We start from the raw sequence: 17720 nt of genomic DNA, 5'->3' as shown, positions 1-17720 counted from the left end.
CGGACGCAGTGGCGTATGGCTTCTTTTAGGGTGTCATAAAAAAATTCAGGCGGTCTGTCATCATCATTTTCGGGTGGGAGAGAGATCATAAAACGTTTCGGATAAACAGGCGCTGTGGCACGTGAAGTGACGGGCAGCCTGCCTGATTTAACCGGTTTACGCTTTCTGGGAGATTTATTGCGAGCCATCGAGATGAATCCCTGAAAAAAATTAACCTACTGCAGAGTATAAAACAGTACTCAACTCATTAACATCCCCGAAGCAGCACCGCTGCGCCGCTCACGCGTAGCGTGCTACGTTCAACGTTTGGCTGAAGTTCTAAATGGTAATAAAATACAGAGGCGTTATATTGCTCACCTGGAAGAAGAGATCGATATGCTACATAGTAGTATTAAACTCTATTTGGCTCAAATTCAGCAAAATGAATTAGGGGACGCCGATTCTCGGCGCTGGGCAGAAATTATTGATACCGCTTTGAATTTACAGCAATCAGCCACCATCATTAATCGTATGGCAACTGAAGTGGTCAAAAAAATATTTGGCAAGCAATATTTTTTCTCACCTGAAGGTACTAAAGAGCTAAATACGCTAATGGAACGATTACAGAATAATTTGAGTTTAGCGATGTCGGTATTTGTATCTGGGGACATAGATAATGCGCGTCGATTGCGAAGAGCTAAACATCGATTTCGGTTATTAAATCAACGTTATGCTTATGCACATGTTGAGCGCCTACATAAACGAAATATGCAAAGTCTAGATACTAGTAACTTACATGTTAGTTTACTTGGTGATATGAAAAGATTGAATTCGCTTTTTTGTGCGATTGCTTATCATGTATTAGACGGCATAAGTGAAAGCCGAGCCGAACAAATTAATCAGGAAAGTGACAAAAATATATAATTAATAATTGGAAGCCAATGAGCTAGGGATAATTTAAACCGTTATCTTTATTGTATTTTGTCATCTTAACTGAATTATTTACTTATGCTATATAATGTTGTCGTTAAATATTGCTACCTACTTCCATTCCCATCTCTCATTCACTTAAAACGAAACTGATAGCAATATTATTCCGATAGTTAATTATTTTGCTAAAAATTCATTGTATTAGATTTAACGAAATTTACTGGCTTGATAAATTTTAAATTTACCTGTTTGGGCAAGTATTTCATGGCGACCAAAAGCTTTATCTAACCAATCTGGGTAAGGTAAGAAGGCATTGGCAACCATTCTAAATTTTCCCCCTGGTTTTAGATAATTTGGTGCCTGTTTGATAATGGTTTCAGCAGCAGTATAATCTGTTTTTAATCCATCATGGAACGGTGGGTTACAAATTATCCAGTCGTAACTATCTTCAATCGTCGAGTAGATATCACTTGGTAAGATATGCCCAGTTAAGCCATTTATTTTTAATGTTTCAATAGATGATCTTATCGCTGCGGCATGAGTATCACAGAGCGTTAATTTTATGTTAGGGTTTTTTTTGCCAATAACCGTGCTTAACACACCACAACCTGATGCCATATCCAATAACTTACCTTTTATTGGTGTTTGGAATGTAGAGAGAAGTAGTTGACTACCTGCATCCAGCGCTTGTTGACTAAATACACCAGGCAGGGTTTTGATAGTAATATCAGCGACCTTATAACTATTCCACCAATCGGCTAAATGAAATTGGGGTTGCTTTTCTAGCTGGCAATAATAGAGGCTACAGCGCCGCGCTGCATCAATTTTGCGTACACAACCTATTTCTTTTAGAATTTTATCGACGCTATTTACACCACTGCGATTTTCACCAACAATAAAAATTTCACTACCTATCGGTAGAACTGAACATATATTATGGAGTTGAAAATTGGCTTCTTGTTTGTTTTTGGGCCAAAAGTAGATCAGAATATTACATTGTGCTGCCACTGTTTTTTCTAATGTTAAGTCATAATGGGCATTTTCGCCTAGTGCTTTGTTAAATGATAACCAGTAGTGATATTGATTGGTTAAAATATGTAAAATTTCAGCGTTAATTTCTGAGCTAATATTATCTTGTAAGTTACCAGCGATTAAAATACGACGGCCAATAAAATATTCATCATGGCGTAAAATCACTTCACTAGCGGGCGTCAGTGAAGACATAAATGTTGGCTCCTATAGTAGATTAAGTTTCCTTTTATCAACTATAAAAGGAAAAAATTTGCCGCGTGGCGCAAAAAAAGATCGCTCATAAAATCGGTAATTTTGATAAATTTGTGCGATATGAACTTGTTATTACGATTGTATCACTATTATTGAATTTCAATCCAATGGTTACTTGTTGTCTAATATTTGGTGATCATGTTGTTCCTTAATAATTTAATAAGTTGTACATTCTCCCTATTTAATTACGGTCTAAATTTAGCAAATAAATTACCACTAGCGAGGAACAGTAATTGTGCTTATATTACTGTGTCTTGCAATGTTATTATTTTGATTTATCTAGCTCTGTTTGATAAGGTGCAAGCTATATTGTGTCGGGGAGTAGTTCGATGACGGTTAGAGATCAATTACTGAAACATATGGGAATTGTGCAATGGACATTACGCAATCCTACGGTATTGCGTGGTGAACATGCCGTGTCTATTCCTGATTCTACCCAATTAGTTATCATCGCTAATGAGCGCATTGATTTAGACAACCTTTTGGTCAAAGATATTTTACGAGCGATGCAGATAGACAGTTGTCAGGTATGTTGTCTATTAACGAAAGAGGTATCACTGTTACCGAAAGAAGTTTATTGGCCTTGTTGGATCCTAGGCAAGCAATTAGCTGTTAGTTCAAAAAAATGGGTCATCCATACTTTACCTTTGGAAGAGATTTATTTTAATCCTCAGTCAAAACGCGCTTTATGGGCGCAAATATGCCAGTATGAAAATAATTTCGAATTTAGAACAAATTGATTTAACCTCTGCTTTTGCGATTGAAAAAATGAGTCATGCTTTTCCCTGGAGTGAAAAAGTTTTTTACAGTAATCAAGGAAAGCAATATATTAATTTAAAAATCAGTGCGGAAAATCGACTAATTGGTTTCGCCATCACACAATATCTACTTGATGAAGCAACACTATTTAATATTGCTATTCATCCTGATTATCAAGGTCAAGGTTGTGGTAAGTATTTATTAAGCTATTTGATCGATCGTTTGGCAACTAAAAATATTCAAACTTTGTGGTTGGAAGTCAGGCAATCAAATTATGTGGCAATTCACCTATATGAAAAATTGGGTTTTCATATTGTCACAATAAGAAAAAATTATTATCCAGCGGCAAAAAAACGGGAAGATGCAGTGGTTATGGCGTTAACTATTTTGCCTGCTATATAAATTAGAAATACCTCAATTAAGTTAAAAAAATGGTTTATATTCGATAATAGTACCATTGATAGGCGCTATTAAGTGGTAATTTGCGTGTCAATATTAGCTTAATAGAGTCTATTTGTAATGAAACAACATAGAGAAATTATCCCACTTTTTTATAAAAAATTTAAATGCATTGGTGATCAGTGTCTATCTCATTGTTGCCGTGGCTGGACGATTAATGTTGATAAAAAGACGCATAAAAAATATAAAACCGTGCACCAAATTGAAATCAAAGAGATCACAGATAAACATCTAATTAAATATCCTAATAGTAGTGGTACTAACAATTATTCTTATATCTCAATGAATGAAGAAGGAAATTGTCCCTTTTTTGGGCATGATAAATTGTGTGGGATTTATAAAACATTAGGCCCTAGCGCATTAAGTCATACTTGCCAGACTTATCCACGATCAAAAACCCAACTGGATGGCTATACGCAACATTCCTTAAGTTTTTCTTGCCCTGAAGTGGTTCGTTTAGTGTTATTTCAACCAGATTCGATGAAATATGAAGAAAACACAGTGATTGAAAATGTTAAAATTACTGAAAAACGCGTGATTGATCAGAGTATAGCCGTCACGCAAGAACATCAGGTTATACAACTATTTTGTCGTCATTTGATTATGGCAGATAGCCCATTTATTGAGGATAATCTCTATGCACTTGCTCAATTTATGGTTTTTTTACAATCAATTGATTATCAAGTAGAGGCCAATTATAGCCAAGTAGAAAATATATTTATGTCGTTAGTGGAAAAATTAACTAACGGTGAAATATATCAACAAAGAAAACAAGTAACATCTACAGCCAGGCATCAATTAAAGTTTTCTTTATTACTCATTATGCTACGTTTTTTTACTACTACAGATCGCTCTAAACATTATTTATTACCGGCTTTTACCAATACCATGCACTTTTTTGGTTTAGAGTCAGAATCACTCAATGAGGATATGCTAGCTAATTGGAAAAAATTGGATGATGAATGGCAAAAGGTCTTATCAACCAGTTGTCTAGCTGAACCGCAGGTACTGAAAAACTATTTTCTTTATCGAATATATGACGAAAAATTTGGCTTATATAATTTGAAGCAGAGTTTACGATCACTTTATTATTGTTTTACTGATTATTTTTATATCAAAACATTACTGTCGGTTCAATCAGCTTATGATATTGAGGTATCGATGGAAAGTATTCAATTAATGTTTTGTCATTATTCGACCGTTACTCAACACTCCAATAATTTACGCCAGCAGCTGGATGAATTAATTGATAAACTTAATTTTGGTGATGATTTATCTTGTTTATTATTATTAAATTAGCGGATTTTTATTAGCAAAATTTTCCCATGCCATCTTTATTGATGGCATTTTTATATTATTCACTTTACTAAAGATAAATGATATTAATTTATTTATCAGAAAATTAATCAATTGAAATTGTTATATCAGTGAATTTAAGTTACTTGTTATATAATATTTTTTTGTTTACCTTTTATCAGTTTCAATTATCCCATTGTGAAAATCTCAACTTTATAATTAATGACTACTTATTAAAGTAGTCGGATTTGTTTTTAATATTTAATAAACTTACTAGGGAGAAATTATGCCGACAAAATATCCTATTATTTTAGTTCACGGATTATTTGGTTTTGATAAGATAGCTGGCTATCCATGTTTTTTTGCTATTGAAAATCGATTGAAAAAACAGGGCTATAATGTCTTTTCACCGATATTGTCTGGCGTTAATTCAAATGAAGTAAATGGAGAGCAATTATGGCTCTACATCGAGGAACTCAAGCGAAACATCGGTTGTGAGAAAGTGAACTTGATTGCTCATAGTCAAGGTGCTTTATTCGCACGCTATGTTGCTGCCAACTATTCAGCCAGTATTGCTTCAGTAACCTCGATGAATGGTGTTAATCATGGTTCTGAAATAGCGGATCTTGTTAGAAAAGTATTGATACCAGGTAAATTAACCGAAACAGTGGTTGTTACCGCTGCTGAAATATTTTTCACATTTATTTCTTTAATATCCTCAGGCACATTAAAACCGCAAGATGGTGTTGAAGCATTAAATTCATTGACAACAGAGGTCGTCAATGAATTTAATAAAAAATATCCACAAGGTTTGCCAAAAGAATGGCGAGGTGAAGGTGATGAAGTTGTTAATGGCGTGCATTATTATTCATTCGGTAGTTTTATTAAAAAATCATTAATTAATTCGGGAATAAATGCATTTGATGTTAGTCATACTTCATTGTTGCAATTAAGTAGTTTTTTTTCTAGAGAAAAAGAAAATGATGGGCTTGTTGGGCGTTATAGTATGCGATTAGGCAAATTAATCTGTGATGATTATGATATGGATCATCTGGATATCGTTAACCAAATTGCTGGCGTCGTTTCAAATCAATATGATATACCCAGTATTTATGTCAATCATGCACAGATGTTAGCAAAAAAAGGTTTATAATATTTTATGCAGTGAAAATAAAAAATAGTCAATTGTAATAAAATTATTAGTCGCTTATTTTATAAGTTATATTTTAAATATAAATCGTCTATCTTATAAGAATAATATGTTGATATTTAACCTATTTTGTAAAGCCAGTTTTTATTTATAGCTCTATTTATTCTAGTATGTATGGATATATACCTATATCGATCAAAATTTATAAGATAAGATGTATTTTAATTAAATAAATTATTTCTGGCTAAAAATAATTTTTTTGATCTTTTTTATATTTAATTTCGCTGACTAACTAAAAAATATTTTTTAGTTAGTCGGTAATTGTTTTCAAAATGGTTTTGTCAGTGTAGAATTTTTGCCAATTTTTATACATCACGATGTGTGTGCTGGGTAGTTATAATGAAAGAGAATAGTTTTTGTCAGAAAATAGCACAACGGAGAACCTTTGCTATTATTTCTCACCCTGATGCAGGGAAAACCACGATCACAGAAAAAGTGCTGTTGTTTGGTCAAGCTATTCAAAAAGCAGGCACAGTGAAAGGTCGTGGTTCGAATCAACATGCAAAATCTGACTGGATGGAAATGGAAAAGCAGCGGGGAATTTCGATTACCACTTCGGTAATGCAATTTCCTTATCAGGATTGTTTGATTAATTTGCTTGATACGCCAGGACATGAGGATTTTTCAGAAGATACCTATCGTACTTTAACGGCGGTCGATTGTTGTTTGATGGTCATTGATGCGGCTAAAGGTGTTGAAGATCGTACGCGTAAATTGATGGAAGTGACCCGGCTGCGTGATACGCCTATTTTAACCTTTATGAATAAATTAGATCGTGATATTCGCGATCCAATGGAATTAATGGATGAGGTTGAAAGTGAATTAAGTATTGCTTGTAGCCCGATTACATGGCCAGTTGGTTGTGGTAAGTTATTTAAAGGCGTTTATCATCTTTACCGTGATGAGACCATTTTATACCAAAGTGGACAAGGGCATACTATTCAAGAAGTCGTTATTATTAAAGGATTAAATAATACCGAATTGGACAAAATCATTGGTGATGACTTTGCTGCTCAGCTACGTGAAGAGCTTGAGTTAGTAAAAGGGGCTTCTCATGAATTTAATTTAGACGCTTTTTTGCAAGGCAAGTTAACACCGGTCTTTTTGGGTACCGCTTTGGGCAATTTTGGTGTTGATCATATGTTAGATGGTTTGGTCAATTGGGCTCCAACACCGATGCCGCGCCAGGCTGATAGTCGTATTGTTAATGCGCAAGAAGAGAAATTTTCGGGTTTTGTATTTAAAATACAAGCTAACATGGATCCAAAACATCGTGATCGGGTGGCTTTTTTACGCATTGTGTCTGGTAGCTATCAAAAAGGTATGAAACTTTATCAGGTACGAAACAAAAAAGAGGTAGTCATTTCAGACGCACTCACTTTTATGGCGGGAGATCGCTCCCATGTTGAAGAAGCGTTTCCAGGTGATATTATCGGCCTGCACAATCATGGCACTATTCAGATCGGTGATACCTTTACCCAGGGAGAAGCGTTAAAATTTACCGGTATTCCCAATTTTGCGCCCGAACTCTTCAAACGGATTCGTTTACGTGATCCGTTAAAACAAAAACAGTTACTTAAAGGGTTAGTTCAGTTATCCGAAGAGGGTGCTGTCCAGGTATTTCGTCCTTTAGCCAATAATGATCTTATTGTTGGTGCTGTAGGAGTGCTTCAGTTTGATGTGGTGGTGGCACGTTTGAAGAGTGAATACAACGTTGAAGCTATTTATGAGCCGGTAAATGTGTCAACCGCACGCTGGATCGAATGTGATGATGTGAAAAAATTAGAAGAATTCAAACGGAAAAATGAACAGAATCTAGCTTTAGATGGTGGTGACAACCTCAGTTATATTGCGCCAACGATGGTAAATCTTAATCTAACCAGCGAGCGATATCCTGAAATTCGGTTCTGTAAAACCCGTGAGCATTAATGAATTGCATATTGATTTTTTATTATATTACCCTCACTTGTTATTAGTGGGGGGTATGACTTTTTTAGTTGTTGTATTTATTTCTCCCAAACTTTTAAGGCGATAAAAATATCAGGATTAAACACAATAGTAGATATTGAATAGCAGATTGCATTTTAAGGGTCTACTATCAGTTTTAGGGGGAAAGCAATATGGGAAGATATATACCAATCACATTGGGGAATATTGAACCTTTAACCTTAGACGATAATGCATCTGCTCTTGGCAAAATAGCATTAGTCTGTGAGGGGGGTGGGCAGCGCGGTATTTTTACCGCAGGTGTATTGGATGAATTTCTCCGTGTTGGCTTCAATCCATTTGATATTATGGTAGGGACATCGGCCGGCGCGCAAAATTTATCGGCCTATCTTTGTCAACAACGCGGTTATGCCCGTAAAGTGATTACTGATTATACCACTAAATCTCAGTTTTTTAGTCCATTACGTTTTATTCGTGGTGGCCATATGATTGATTTAGATTGGCTAATTGATATCACTTCCCGTGAATTACCTCTTGATTTCTCTAAAGGATTGTCTTGCTTAAATAGCGGACGTCAATTTTTAATTAGTGCATGTTGCTATGAAGATTTTAGTCCGGTATATTTTCAACCCACGCAAGATAGCTGGTTAGATATTATTCGGGCGTCAAGTGCTATTCCCGGATTTTATCGCCAGGGGGCGGTATTTAATGGCCAGCTTTATCATGATGGTGGTATAACGGCTTCAATTCCTGTTGAGGAAGCTTATCGCCGTGGCGCAAAAACAATTGTAGTGATTAGAACAGTTCCTTCGGGAATTTATTATACCTCCGAATGGTTAAAAAGGATGACCCGCTGGTTGGAACACCGCAATATACGGCGGATGGCTAAGATGATCAAAGTACATATTAAAAGCTATCAACAGACCCAGAAATTTATTGCTGCGCCCCCGCCAGGTATCCAAATTTTTGAAATTTATCCACCGAAACCTTTAATGAGTTGTGCATTAGGTAGCCGTGCTGCAAATTTAAATAGTGATTATCATATTAGACGTCAATGTGGCCGCTATTTTTTAACTAGCTTAAGTGACTATTTTGCTGCTAATGATTTAGTATCTTACCCGTATTCTATTGAAAATAATCAAGTGGTTAATTCAGCATCTTTGTCAGCTGATGTGATTTCGAATCAACAAGATGAAGACCCTAAATCAGGTGATGAAGGATTAGTCATTGATGTTCGTTGACACTCATTGTCATTTTGATTTTCCTCCTTTTATCCATGATATTGAAGATAGCTTTTTGCATGCTGCAAAAGTTCGCGTGACCGATATCATTATCCCGTCAGTGGGTATTGAGAATTTAGAGCGAGTATATTTACTGGCACCGCAACATCCGCATTTATATGCTGCATTAGGCTTTCATCCTTTGTATATTGCCAATTATTTACCCGAGCATTTTACTGAATTAGTGGCATTACTGCAGGAAAACAGCAATAAATGTGTTGCTATTGGTGAAATAGGCTTAGATTATTTTGTTACTAATGCTGTGGTTAAGCAACAACAAACATTGCTGATCCAGCAATTAAAGTTGGCTAAACAATATGAGTTACCGGTTATTCTACATTCGCGTAAAAGCCATGATCAGCTAGCTGCTTTATTAAGACGATTTGATGTGCCAAAAAAGGGAGTTATTCATGGATTTTCGGGCAGTTTATCGCAAGCAAATGCTTTTATCCAGTTAGGTTATTTTATCGGTATTGGTGGTGTAATCACCTATGAGCTAGCTAAGAAAACGCGGGCCGTAGTTGCGCAATTGCCGCTAAGGTCATTAGTACTTGAAACTGATGCGCCTGATATGCCATTAGCCGGATTTCAGGGGCAGATTAATCGTCCGGAAAGAATACGTTTGGTTTTTGAAGCACTATGTAACCTTCGGCAAGAGTCAACAGAAGAAATTGCAGGGCAGCTTTATAATAATAGTTTGCAACTATTTAATATCAAAAAAGGCAGACATAATATGAGTTAATTAATCATACTAATAAATTATTTAATTATAATTATGTGTCTATTTAGATAATTTTTGCTGGCAATATCGCTTTTCGTAAGTGATATGTGTCGCAAAATTTATTTTTTCGTGATTTTTCGTTATGATTATTTGTGATACGGACTGCGAGTTATTAATGTGAAATCGTTATAATGTCTGCGCATTAAACTGACAGTTTATTCTTTAAACAATAGAAATTTTTCATTTGAAATAAAATACACAGGGATATTATTCATGCAACTCATTATGAGCCTGCTAGGGATGGTAGTATTGATTTTTATCGCTATCATTTTTTCCAGTAACCGTCGAGCAATTAAATTCCGTACCGTATTTGGTGCTTTTATTATTCAAATGACTATGGGAGCATTTGTTCTCTATGTTCCAGCTGGCCGCCGTACTTTGGAAACTGTATCTGATGCAGTCTCTAATGTGATTGGTTATGGACAAGTTGGCATGGATTTTATCTTTGGTGGTTTGGTCTCCAATAAAATGTTTGAACTGTTTGGCGGTAGTGGTTTTATTTTTGCCTTACGTGTTTTACCGGTCATTGTTTTCTTCTCCTCATTAATCGCCGTCCTTTATTATCTTGGTATTATGCAGTTTTTTATCAAAATATTAGGTGGACTTTTGCAATGGATATTAGGTACCTCACGCACCGAGTCGTTATCGGCAACCGCTAATATTTTTGTCGGCCATACAGAGGCGCCTTTAGTTGTCAGACCCTATATTGCCACAATGACTAACTCTGAACTATTTGCTGTTATGTGTGGTGGATTAGCTTCCGTTGCTGGCTCAGTATTGGCCGGCTATGCGCAAATGGGGGTGCCAATGGAATATCTGATCGCAGCATCTTTTATGGCGGCACCAGGGGGATTGTTATTTGCCAAATTGATGGTACCGGAAACAGAGAAAACCCATGATGCTGTTAATATGGTCAGTGTGGCGAGTGGCGAAGAGCGGCCAGTTAACATTATTGATGCCGCCGCCGCCGGTGCCTCTTCCGGTATGCAACTTGCTTTAAATGTCGGTGCGATGTTGCTGGCATTTGTTGCATTAATCGCTTTGCTTAATGGCATTTTGGCGGTGGTTGGAGGCTGGATCTATATACCAGGCTTATCATTAGAATTGATCTTAGGTTGGATCTTTGCGCCAATTGCCTATTTGATTGGTATACCCTGGCATGAAGCGACGATTGCCGGTTCGTTTATTGGACAAAAGTTAGTGGTCAATGAATTTGTTGCTTATATGCACTTTGGCGAATACTTAAAACCTGATAGCGAGGTGATTGCCGCAGGTAAGCAAGTACTTTCTGAGCACACTAAAGCCATAATCTCTTTTGCATTATGTGGGTTTGCTAATTTGGCTTCCGTAGCTATATTACTGGGTGGTTTAGGCGGGATTGCTCCAAATCGACGTAAAGATGTTGCTCGATTGGGTTTGAAAGCGGTATTAGCCGGTTCATTATCTAATTTGATGAGTGCCACTATTGCTGGCTTCTTTTTATCGTTAGCGGCAATGTAACCCAATAAGCTTGATATAATTAAACGGTTGTTTAAACACTGAAGCAATAATGTCATTAGTTTTAGAGAATTATATAATGGAATTAAAACTTGCTGCGCAACGCGCATTAAATTTGATGGATTTAACCCTATTAAATGATGACGATACTGATGAAAAAGTGAAGATATTATGCCATCAAGCAAAAACCGCCCGAGGAAATACCGCTGCGATATGTATTTATCCACGCTTTATTCCATTGGCACGTAAGATTTTAACTGAACAAAATACCCCGAATATTCGAATTGCAACCGTAACTAATTTTCCATTTGGCGGGCAGGATGTCGCGATGGCATTGACTGAAACACAAGCAGCTATTGCTTATGGAGCAGACGAAGTTGATGTTGTTTTTCCTTATCGAGCCTTAATAGCCGGTAATAAGCAAATTGGTTTTGAACAGGTTAAAGCGTGTAAAGAAATTTGCCGAACGAGTAGTGTTTTACTGAAAGTTATTATTGAAGCCGGTGAATTAAAGCAGGCTGATCTTATTCGTCAAGCGACAGAAATTGCCATTACTGCCGGCGCTGATTTTGTTAAAACTTCAACGGGTAAGGTAGCGATAAATGCCACCTTAGAGAATGTTGAAATTATGCTTAAGGTTATTCGAGATATAGGGGTTGCTAACCAGGTGGGTTGTAAGGTGGCAGGTGGCGTTCGCATAGTAGAGGATGCGGCGCAATATTTGGCATTAGCCGATCGCATCATGGGAAAGACGTGGGCGGATATTCGTCATTTTCGTTTTGGTGCATCAAGCTTATTGTCTAGTTTATTAAATACATTAGGATGCCAAATAGATAATTTTGCTGGCGACTATTAATTTTATTGATCTTTTTATTTCGTGTTTCAGTAATTATTGGTTGGCAAAAAAATGGAAATGTCTATTTTAATAATCTGTGTAAATCAACATTAATAAAGCAGTTTTTAAATAGTAGCATCGATGAATATTTTGTATTTATTGGCGCCAGTGAATAGTTATTGTGAACTCGGATTATTCTTTGTTTAATAATAAATTAATTGAATTTGAACTAACCAAGGGTAGTTATGAAACGTGTATTTATTATGGTTCTTGATTCTTTTGGTATCGGTGCTACACCTGACGCTGATAGATTTGGCGATGCTGGTGCGAATACGTTAGGGCATATTGCGGCCGCTTGTGCACAAGGGAAGGCGGATAAAGGTCGTAAAGGGAAACTCTATTTGCCTAATTTAACACGTTTAGGGTTAGGAAAAGCTGCTGAAGGATCATCAGGGACATTTCCAATCGGCCTGGATGAAGATGCTGAGATTATCGCTGCCTATGGTTATGCCAGTGAGTTATCTTCCGGCAAAGATACTCCATCAGGTCATTGGGAGATTGCCGGGGTACCAGTTTTATTTGAATGGGGATATTTTGCGCAGGAAAAAAATAGTTTTCCGCAACAATTATTGGATAAGCTAGTTGAAGCAGCCAATTTGCCCGGTTATCTGGGAAATTGCCACTCTTCTGGTACCGTGATCTTGGATCAATTAGGTGAAGAGCATATGAAAACAGGTAAGCCTATTTTCTATACTTCAGCCGATTCAGTGTTTCAGATAGCCTGCCATGAAGAGACTTTTGGGGTTAAAAATCTTTATCAGCTTTGTGAGATAGCGAGAAAGACGCTAGATGATGGCGCTTATAATATCGGGCGGGTTATTGCTCGACCTTTTATCGGCAATAAAGCGGGCTGTTTTCAGCGTACAGGTAATCGGCGGGATTATTCTGTTGAACCTCCGGCACCAACTGTCTTGAAAAAACTGGTTGAAGAAAAAGCTGGCGAGGTAGTTTCAATTGGCAAAATTGCTGATATTTATGCCAATGTAGGCATTACTAAGCAAGTAAAAGCGACCGGCATTGAAGCACTATTTGCAGCGAGCCTTGAAGAGATCAAAAAAGCCGCCGACAACACTATCGTATTTACTAATTTTGTTGATTTTGATTCTTCCTATGGACATCGGCGTGATGTTGCTGGTTATGCGGCTGGACTTGAGTTACTTGATCGCCGTTTACCTGAAATGTTGGAATTAATAAAAAATGATGATGTTTTAATTATTACCGCTGATCATGGTTGTGACCCGACCTGCCCAGGAACTGATCATACGCGAGAAAATATTCCTATTTTAATTTATGGTCCGAAAGTAAAACCGGGGGCATTAGGTCATCGACAAACCTTTGCTGATATTGGTCAAACCGTTGCGCAATATTTTGGTTTGTCGCCAATGGCATATGGCAAAACGCTATTTTAAGTATGATGGGGAATATTCATTTATATTCCCGATATTATTGATAAGAAATAAAAGGAAATTTATTTATGGCCACTGCACATATTAATGCTGAGATGGGCGATTTTGCTGATATTGTTTTGATGCCAGGTGATCCGCTACGTGCAAAACATATTGCAGAAAATTTTTTGACTGACAGCCATCAAGTAAATGATGTTCGTGGTATGTTAGGTTTTACTGGTAATTACCGAGGCCGAAGTATTTCTGTGATGGGACATGGAATGGGCATCCCCTCTTGTTCAATTTACATGACAGAGTTAATTACTGATTTTGGTGTTAAAACCATAATACGAGTTGGATCCTGTGGGGCGATTAGTCCTCAAGTAAAATTACGCGATATTATTATTGGCCTCGGCGCATGTACCGATTCTAAAGTTAATCGACTAAAGTTTGATGATAATGATTTTGCTGCTATTGCGGATTATAACTTGGTACATAATGCGGTTAGCGTGGCTAAAGCAAAGAACATTAATGTTCGGGTAGGTAATATTTTTTCTACTGATCTTTTTTATTCACCTCAAATGCAAGTTTTTGATACAATGGAAAAATATGGCATTTTGGGTGTAGAAATGGAAGCCGCTGGTATGTATAGCATAGCGGTTGAGTATGGTGTGAAAGCACTAACTATTTGTACCGTTTCTGATCATATTCGTCTTGGTGAAAAGACAACTTCAGCAGAACGGCAGACGACGTTTAATGAGATGGTTGAAATTGCGTTAGAATCAGTATTATTACTGGATTAAAAAATAGATCATTAAATTTAAATCAAGTAAAAAAGCAGATTTTAATCTGCTTTTTCTTTTTAGTAATTTTTATTTTTTTGCTGATTGCGACTATTGCTTGTTGATAAAAATGATAATTTTAGCCAACCTATTGGCATCGATCTTGATAAGATATTAGCCAGAATAAAACCGATAGCGAGTGCTAGCAATAACAAAATCTTTAATAAATTAGCCATATTATCTATTTGTTTAGATCCTATACTGAATTGATGAGTATCGATGGTTAAACGTAAAAAACCTTTTGGTTTTTCTGTATCAAAGATTGGAACAACCAATTGATAGTTTACATAGTTGTGGCATGAGGGTTGATTAAGAGATAACCGCTCTCGTAAAGCAACCTTTTCACCCGCATGCTGAATTTGGGTACCATCATTAAGATAAACGCTTGCATCAAGAATATGTTCATTAATTGTTAATTGATTAAGAATGGCAAGGATCTGTTCATTATTAAAACTCTTACCATTACTTTGAATATAATTGGATAAGCTAAAAGCGACTTGTTCAGCAAGGGTAACCACTAGTTCTTTAAACTGCTCAATTCTGATTTGCTGATGTGAACGACTAAAATAGGTAACTCCTTGGATTAGAATAACCAGTAAGGAGAAGCAAATTAAAATGATAACGGTTTTATGTAATCGAAACTTTAATTTCGTTTTAATCATAATCGGCTCTTTTAAACTTAGTTCATTATCATATTGCCAGAGGTTGAGATGATAGGGTAGTTTAAAAAGTTATTTTTTTGTTGGCTAATTGTCGCAATTGGATTACAGGAGTATGAATTAATGTCGACCAGTTTAACCTATTGTTATTTGCCTAATGAGATCCAAAAGTGGCCTGGATTACCACTTTCATTGAGTGGTGAAGAAATTATGCCATTGGATTATCGGGCTGGTGATAGTGGTTGGTTGCTTTATGGGCGAGGGCTTAATAAACAACGTATTAGTCACTTTCAACAGCGCTCTGGTAATGCTATTGTCATTGTTTCTTCTTGGCGAATTGATGATTATCAAGTCGTTCGTATTGCAGGTAGCTTAACTGCAAAAATAAAGAAAATAGCTGAAGAATGTAGTTTAGATGTTGTACCGCTGGGTAATATTCCTCGTTTACGTGCGCCAGGATTGTTGGTGATGGATATGGATTCAACAGCGATTCAAATTGAATGTATTGATGAAATTGCTCGTTTGGCCGGAGTTGGCAAGCAGGTTGCTGAAATTACTGAACGCGCCATGCTAGGGGAAATTGATTTTAGTGAAAGTCTAAAAGCCCGAGTAAAATTACTTGCTGGCACCGACATCCAAATTTTGCAAAATGTATTAGCGCATATGCCCCTGACACCAGGTTTAACGAGTCTTGTCCGTAAATTGCAGGCGTTTGATTGGCATGTTGTTATTGTTTCAGGTGGATTTAATTTTTTTACTCATTATTTAAAGGAAAAATTAAAATTAACCGCCGCGGTAGCCAACAAACTAGAAATTAAAGATAACAAATTGACCGGTAAAGTGAATGGCAATATCGTGGATGCAAAAGTTAAAGCACAAACCTTGATAAAATTAGCCAGACAATTCTCTATTCCAATCGAGCAAACCGTTGCTATTGGTGATGGCGCCAACGATGTAAAAATGATCCGTAAGGCGGGGCTGGGTATTGCTTATCATGCGAAACCTAAAGTACAGGCCAGAGCAAAAGTAGCGATTCAACATGCTGATTTGATGGGGGTACTTTGTGTGTTAAGTGGTGGTTTAAAGCATGAAGAACGTTAATTATTAGAACCATAAATAAGAGAGGCAATGGCGGTGGCAAAAGCAGTAAAAAGAGCATTTGTCTGTAATGAATGTGGTGCAGATTATCCACGTTGGCAAGGCCAGTGCATCGCTTGTCATACTTGGAATACAATCACAGAGGTAAGGTTAGCTGCCAGTTCTTCCTCACGAGCAGAACGCTTTAATGGTTATGCCGGCGGGGCTGGCGGTAATCAAGTACAGAAATTGTCTGCTATTAGTTTAGAAGCATTGCCACGTTTTTCTACCGATTTTAAAGAATTTGATCGCGTGCTGGGTGGTGGAGTAGTACCGGGTAGTGCAATCTTGATTGGTGGTAATCCAGGTGCAGGTAAAAGTACATTGCTGCTGCAAACTATGTGTCGGCTTTCATCACAAATGAAAACTTTATACGTTACCGGTGAGGAGTCTTTACAGCAGGTGGCGATGCGAGCTCACCGATTAGGGTTGCCGTCCGATAATCTCAATATGCTATCTGAGACCAGTATTGAGCAAATTTGTTTGCTAGCAGAGCAGGAACAGCCAAAATTGATGGTGATTGATTCTATTCAAGTCATGCATATGACGGATATACAATCATCACCGGGTAGTGTGGCACAAGTGCGAGAAACTGCCGCATATCTTACCCGATTTGCTAAAACACGAGGGATCGCCATTATCATGGTAGGGCATGTGACTAAAGATGGTTCTTTGGCCGGCCCAAAAGTGCTTGAACACTGTATTGACTGTTCAATAATGCTTGACGGTGAAGCAGACTCACGATTTCGTACTTTAAGAAGTCATAAAAACCGATTTGGTGCGGTTAATGAACTGGGTGTATTTGCCATGACGGAAAAAGGGTTAAAAGAAGTCAATAATCCTTCTGCTATTTTTCTTAGTCGGGCAGAAGAGATCACTTCGGGCAGTTCGGTGATGGTGGTTTGGGAAGGAACACGCCCATTGCTGGTGGAAATTCAGGCATTAGTGGATTATTCAATGTTAGCTAATCCACGGCGGGTTGCTGTCGGTTTAGAACAAAATAGATTAGCAATTTTGCTGGCTATTTTGCATCGGCATGGTGGATTACAGATGTCGGATCAAGATGTTTTTGTTAATGTTGTTGGTGGCGTTAAAGTAACGGAAACGAGTGCCGATCTTGCTTTGCTGTTTTCTTTAGTGTCAAGTTTCCGTAATCGTCCACTGCCGCGTGATGTTGTAGTTTTTGGTGAAGTCGGTTTGGCTGGTGAAATCCGTCCAGTACCGAGTGGCCAAGAGCGGATCATTGAGGCAGCAAAACATGGTTTTAAACGCGCGATTGTCCCTTATGCGAATGTACCCAAAAAACCATTACCTAATATGCAGTTATTTGGTGTGAAAAAACTGTCAGAGGCATTAACGGTTATGGAAGACTTTGATTAA

15 protein-coding genes and 2 pseudogenes are annotated in these 17720 nt (G+C 37.2%); 14 read left to right on the top strand and 3 right to left on the bottom strand.

What is annotated here, in order from left to right; all coding sequences use genetic code 11:
• A pseudogene (locus tag G468_RS0106885) lies at window positions 1-188 on the bottom strand (hypothetical protein); the annotation flags it as partial.
• A 115-nt stretch (window positions 189-303) separates the two neighbouring features.
• Here G468_RS0106885 and G468_RS0106880 point away from each other — a divergent pair.
• A pseudogene (locus G468_RS0106880) lies at window positions 304-903 on the top strand (Na/Pi cotransporter family protein); the annotation flags it as partial.
• 213 nt (window positions 904-1116) lie between these two features.
• Here the strand turns inward: G468_RS0106880 and rsmC are convergent.
• Complete coding sequence (gene rsmC, locus G468_RS0106875; protein WP_026822501.1) at window positions 1117-2133, bottom strand: 16S rRNA (guanine(1207)-N(2))-methyltransferase RsmC; 1017 nt, start codon at window positions 2131-2133, stop codon at window positions 1117-1119.
• A 389-nt stretch (window positions 2134-2522) separates the two neighbouring features.
• Between rsmC and G468_RS0106865 the strand changes: the two genes are divergently transcribed.
• From G468_RS0106865 to deoD, 11 genes are all read left to right on the top strand, one after another.
• Complete coding sequence (locus tag G468_RS0106865; protein WP_026822500.1) at window positions 2523-2933, top strand: DNA polymerase III subunit psi; 411 nt, start codon at window positions 2523-2525, stop codon at window positions 2931-2933.
• Window positions 2902-3354 carry a ribosomal protein S18-alanine N-acetyltransferase gene (rimI, locus tag G468_RS0106860; RefSeq protein WP_026822499.1) on the top strand — a complete coding sequence of 151 codons (453 nt, stop codon included), beginning with the start codon at window positions 2902-2904 and terminating at the stop codon, window positions 3352-3354. The genes G468_RS0106865 and rimI overlap by 32 nt, the downstream gene beginning before the upstream one ends.
• Window positions 3355-3471: 117 nt before the next feature.
• Window positions 3472-4710, top strand: coding sequence for a flagellin lysine-N-methylase (gene fliB / locus G468_RS0106855; RefSeq protein ID WP_026822498.1), 1239 nt, complete (start codon window positions 3472-3474; stop codon window positions 4708-4710).
• A gap of 283 nt (window positions 4711-4993) precedes the next feature.
• Window positions 4994-5860: a lipase family alpha/beta hydrolase gene (locus tag G468_RS0106850; RefSeq protein WP_026822497.1), complete on the top strand. Its 867-nt coding sequence runs from the start codon at window positions 4994-4996 to the stop codon at window positions 5858-5860.
• Window positions 5861-6256: 396 nt separating this feature from the next.
• On the top strand, window positions 6257-7846 hold the full coding sequence (gene prfC, locus G468_RS0106845; RefSeq protein WP_034249462.1) for a peptide chain release factor 3: 1590 nt from the start codon (window positions 6257-6259) through the stop codon (window positions 7844-7846).
• A 191-nt stretch (window positions 7847-8037) separates the two neighbouring features.
• A complete protein-coding gene (locus G468_RS19995; RefSeq protein ID WP_051296985.1) occupies window positions 8038-9105 on the top strand; it encodes a patatin-like phospholipase family protein in 1068 nt (355 codons plus the stop codon).
• Window positions 9095-9886, top strand: coding sequence for a TatD family hydrolase (locus G468_RS0106835; RefSeq protein WP_034249461.1), 792 nt, complete (start codon window positions 9095-9097; stop codon window positions 9884-9886). Before G468_RS19995 ends, G468_RS0106835 begins: the two co-directional genes overlap by 11 nt.
• 252 nt (window positions 9887-10138) lie before the next feature.
• Entirely contained in the window at window positions 10139-11425 is a 1287-nt protein-coding gene (locus G468_RS0106830) for a NupC/NupG family nucleoside CNT transporter (RefSeq protein WP_026822494.1), read from the top strand.
• A 76-nt stretch (window positions 11426-11501) separates the two neighbouring features.
• Window positions 11502-12278 carry a deoxyribose-phosphate aldolase gene (gene deoC, locus G468_RS0106825; protein WP_407061993.1) on the top strand — a complete coding sequence of 259 codons (777 nt, stop codon included), beginning with the start codon at window positions 11502-11504 and terminating at the stop codon, window positions 12276-12278.
• Between the two features lie 224 nt (window positions 12279-12502).
• Window positions 12503-13726, top strand: coding sequence for a phosphopentomutase (deoB, locus tag G468_RS0106815; protein ID WP_026822492.1), 1224 nt, complete (start codon window positions 12503-12505; stop codon window positions 13724-13726).
• 65 nt (window positions 13727-13791) lie between these two features.
• The gene (deoD, locus tag G468_RS0106810) at window positions 13792-14505 is read left to right on the top strand and encodes a purine-nucleoside phosphorylase (protein ID WP_026822491.1); all 714 of its coding nucleotides are present in this window, start codon (window positions 13792-13794) and stop codon (window positions 14503-14505) included.
• A 59-nt stretch (window positions 14506-14564) separates the two neighbouring features.
• Here the strand turns inward: deoD and G468_RS0106805 are convergent, their stop codons facing one another.
• On the bottom strand, window positions 14565-15206 hold the full coding sequence (locus G468_RS0106805; RefSeq protein ID WP_026822490.1) for an AhpA/YtjB family protein: 642 nt from the start codon (window positions 15204-15206) through the stop codon (window positions 14565-14567).
• 120 nt (window positions 15207-15326) lie between these two features.
• Here G468_RS0106805 and serB point away from each other — a divergent pair, with 120 nt between their 5' ends.
• Window positions 15327-16304, top strand: coding sequence for a phosphoserine phosphatase (gene serB, locus G468_RS0106800; protein WP_026822489.1), 978 nt, complete (start codon window positions 15327-15329; stop codon window positions 16302-16304).
• 33 nt (window positions 16305-16337) lie between these two features.
• Entirely contained in the window at window positions 16338-17720 is a 1383-nt protein-coding gene (gene radA / locus G468_RS0106795; protein ID WP_026822488.1) for a DNA repair protein RadA, read from the top strand.

It is taken from the genome of Arsenophonus nasoniae DSM 15247, assembly GCF_000429565.1.
Taxonomy (GTDB): domain Bacteria; phylum Pseudomonadota; class Gammaproteobacteria; order Enterobacterales; family Enterobacteriaceae; genus Arsenophonus; species Arsenophonus nasoniae.
Note: the sequence above shows the minus strand (reverse complement) of the source record. Positions and strands in the feature narration are given on the sequence as shown.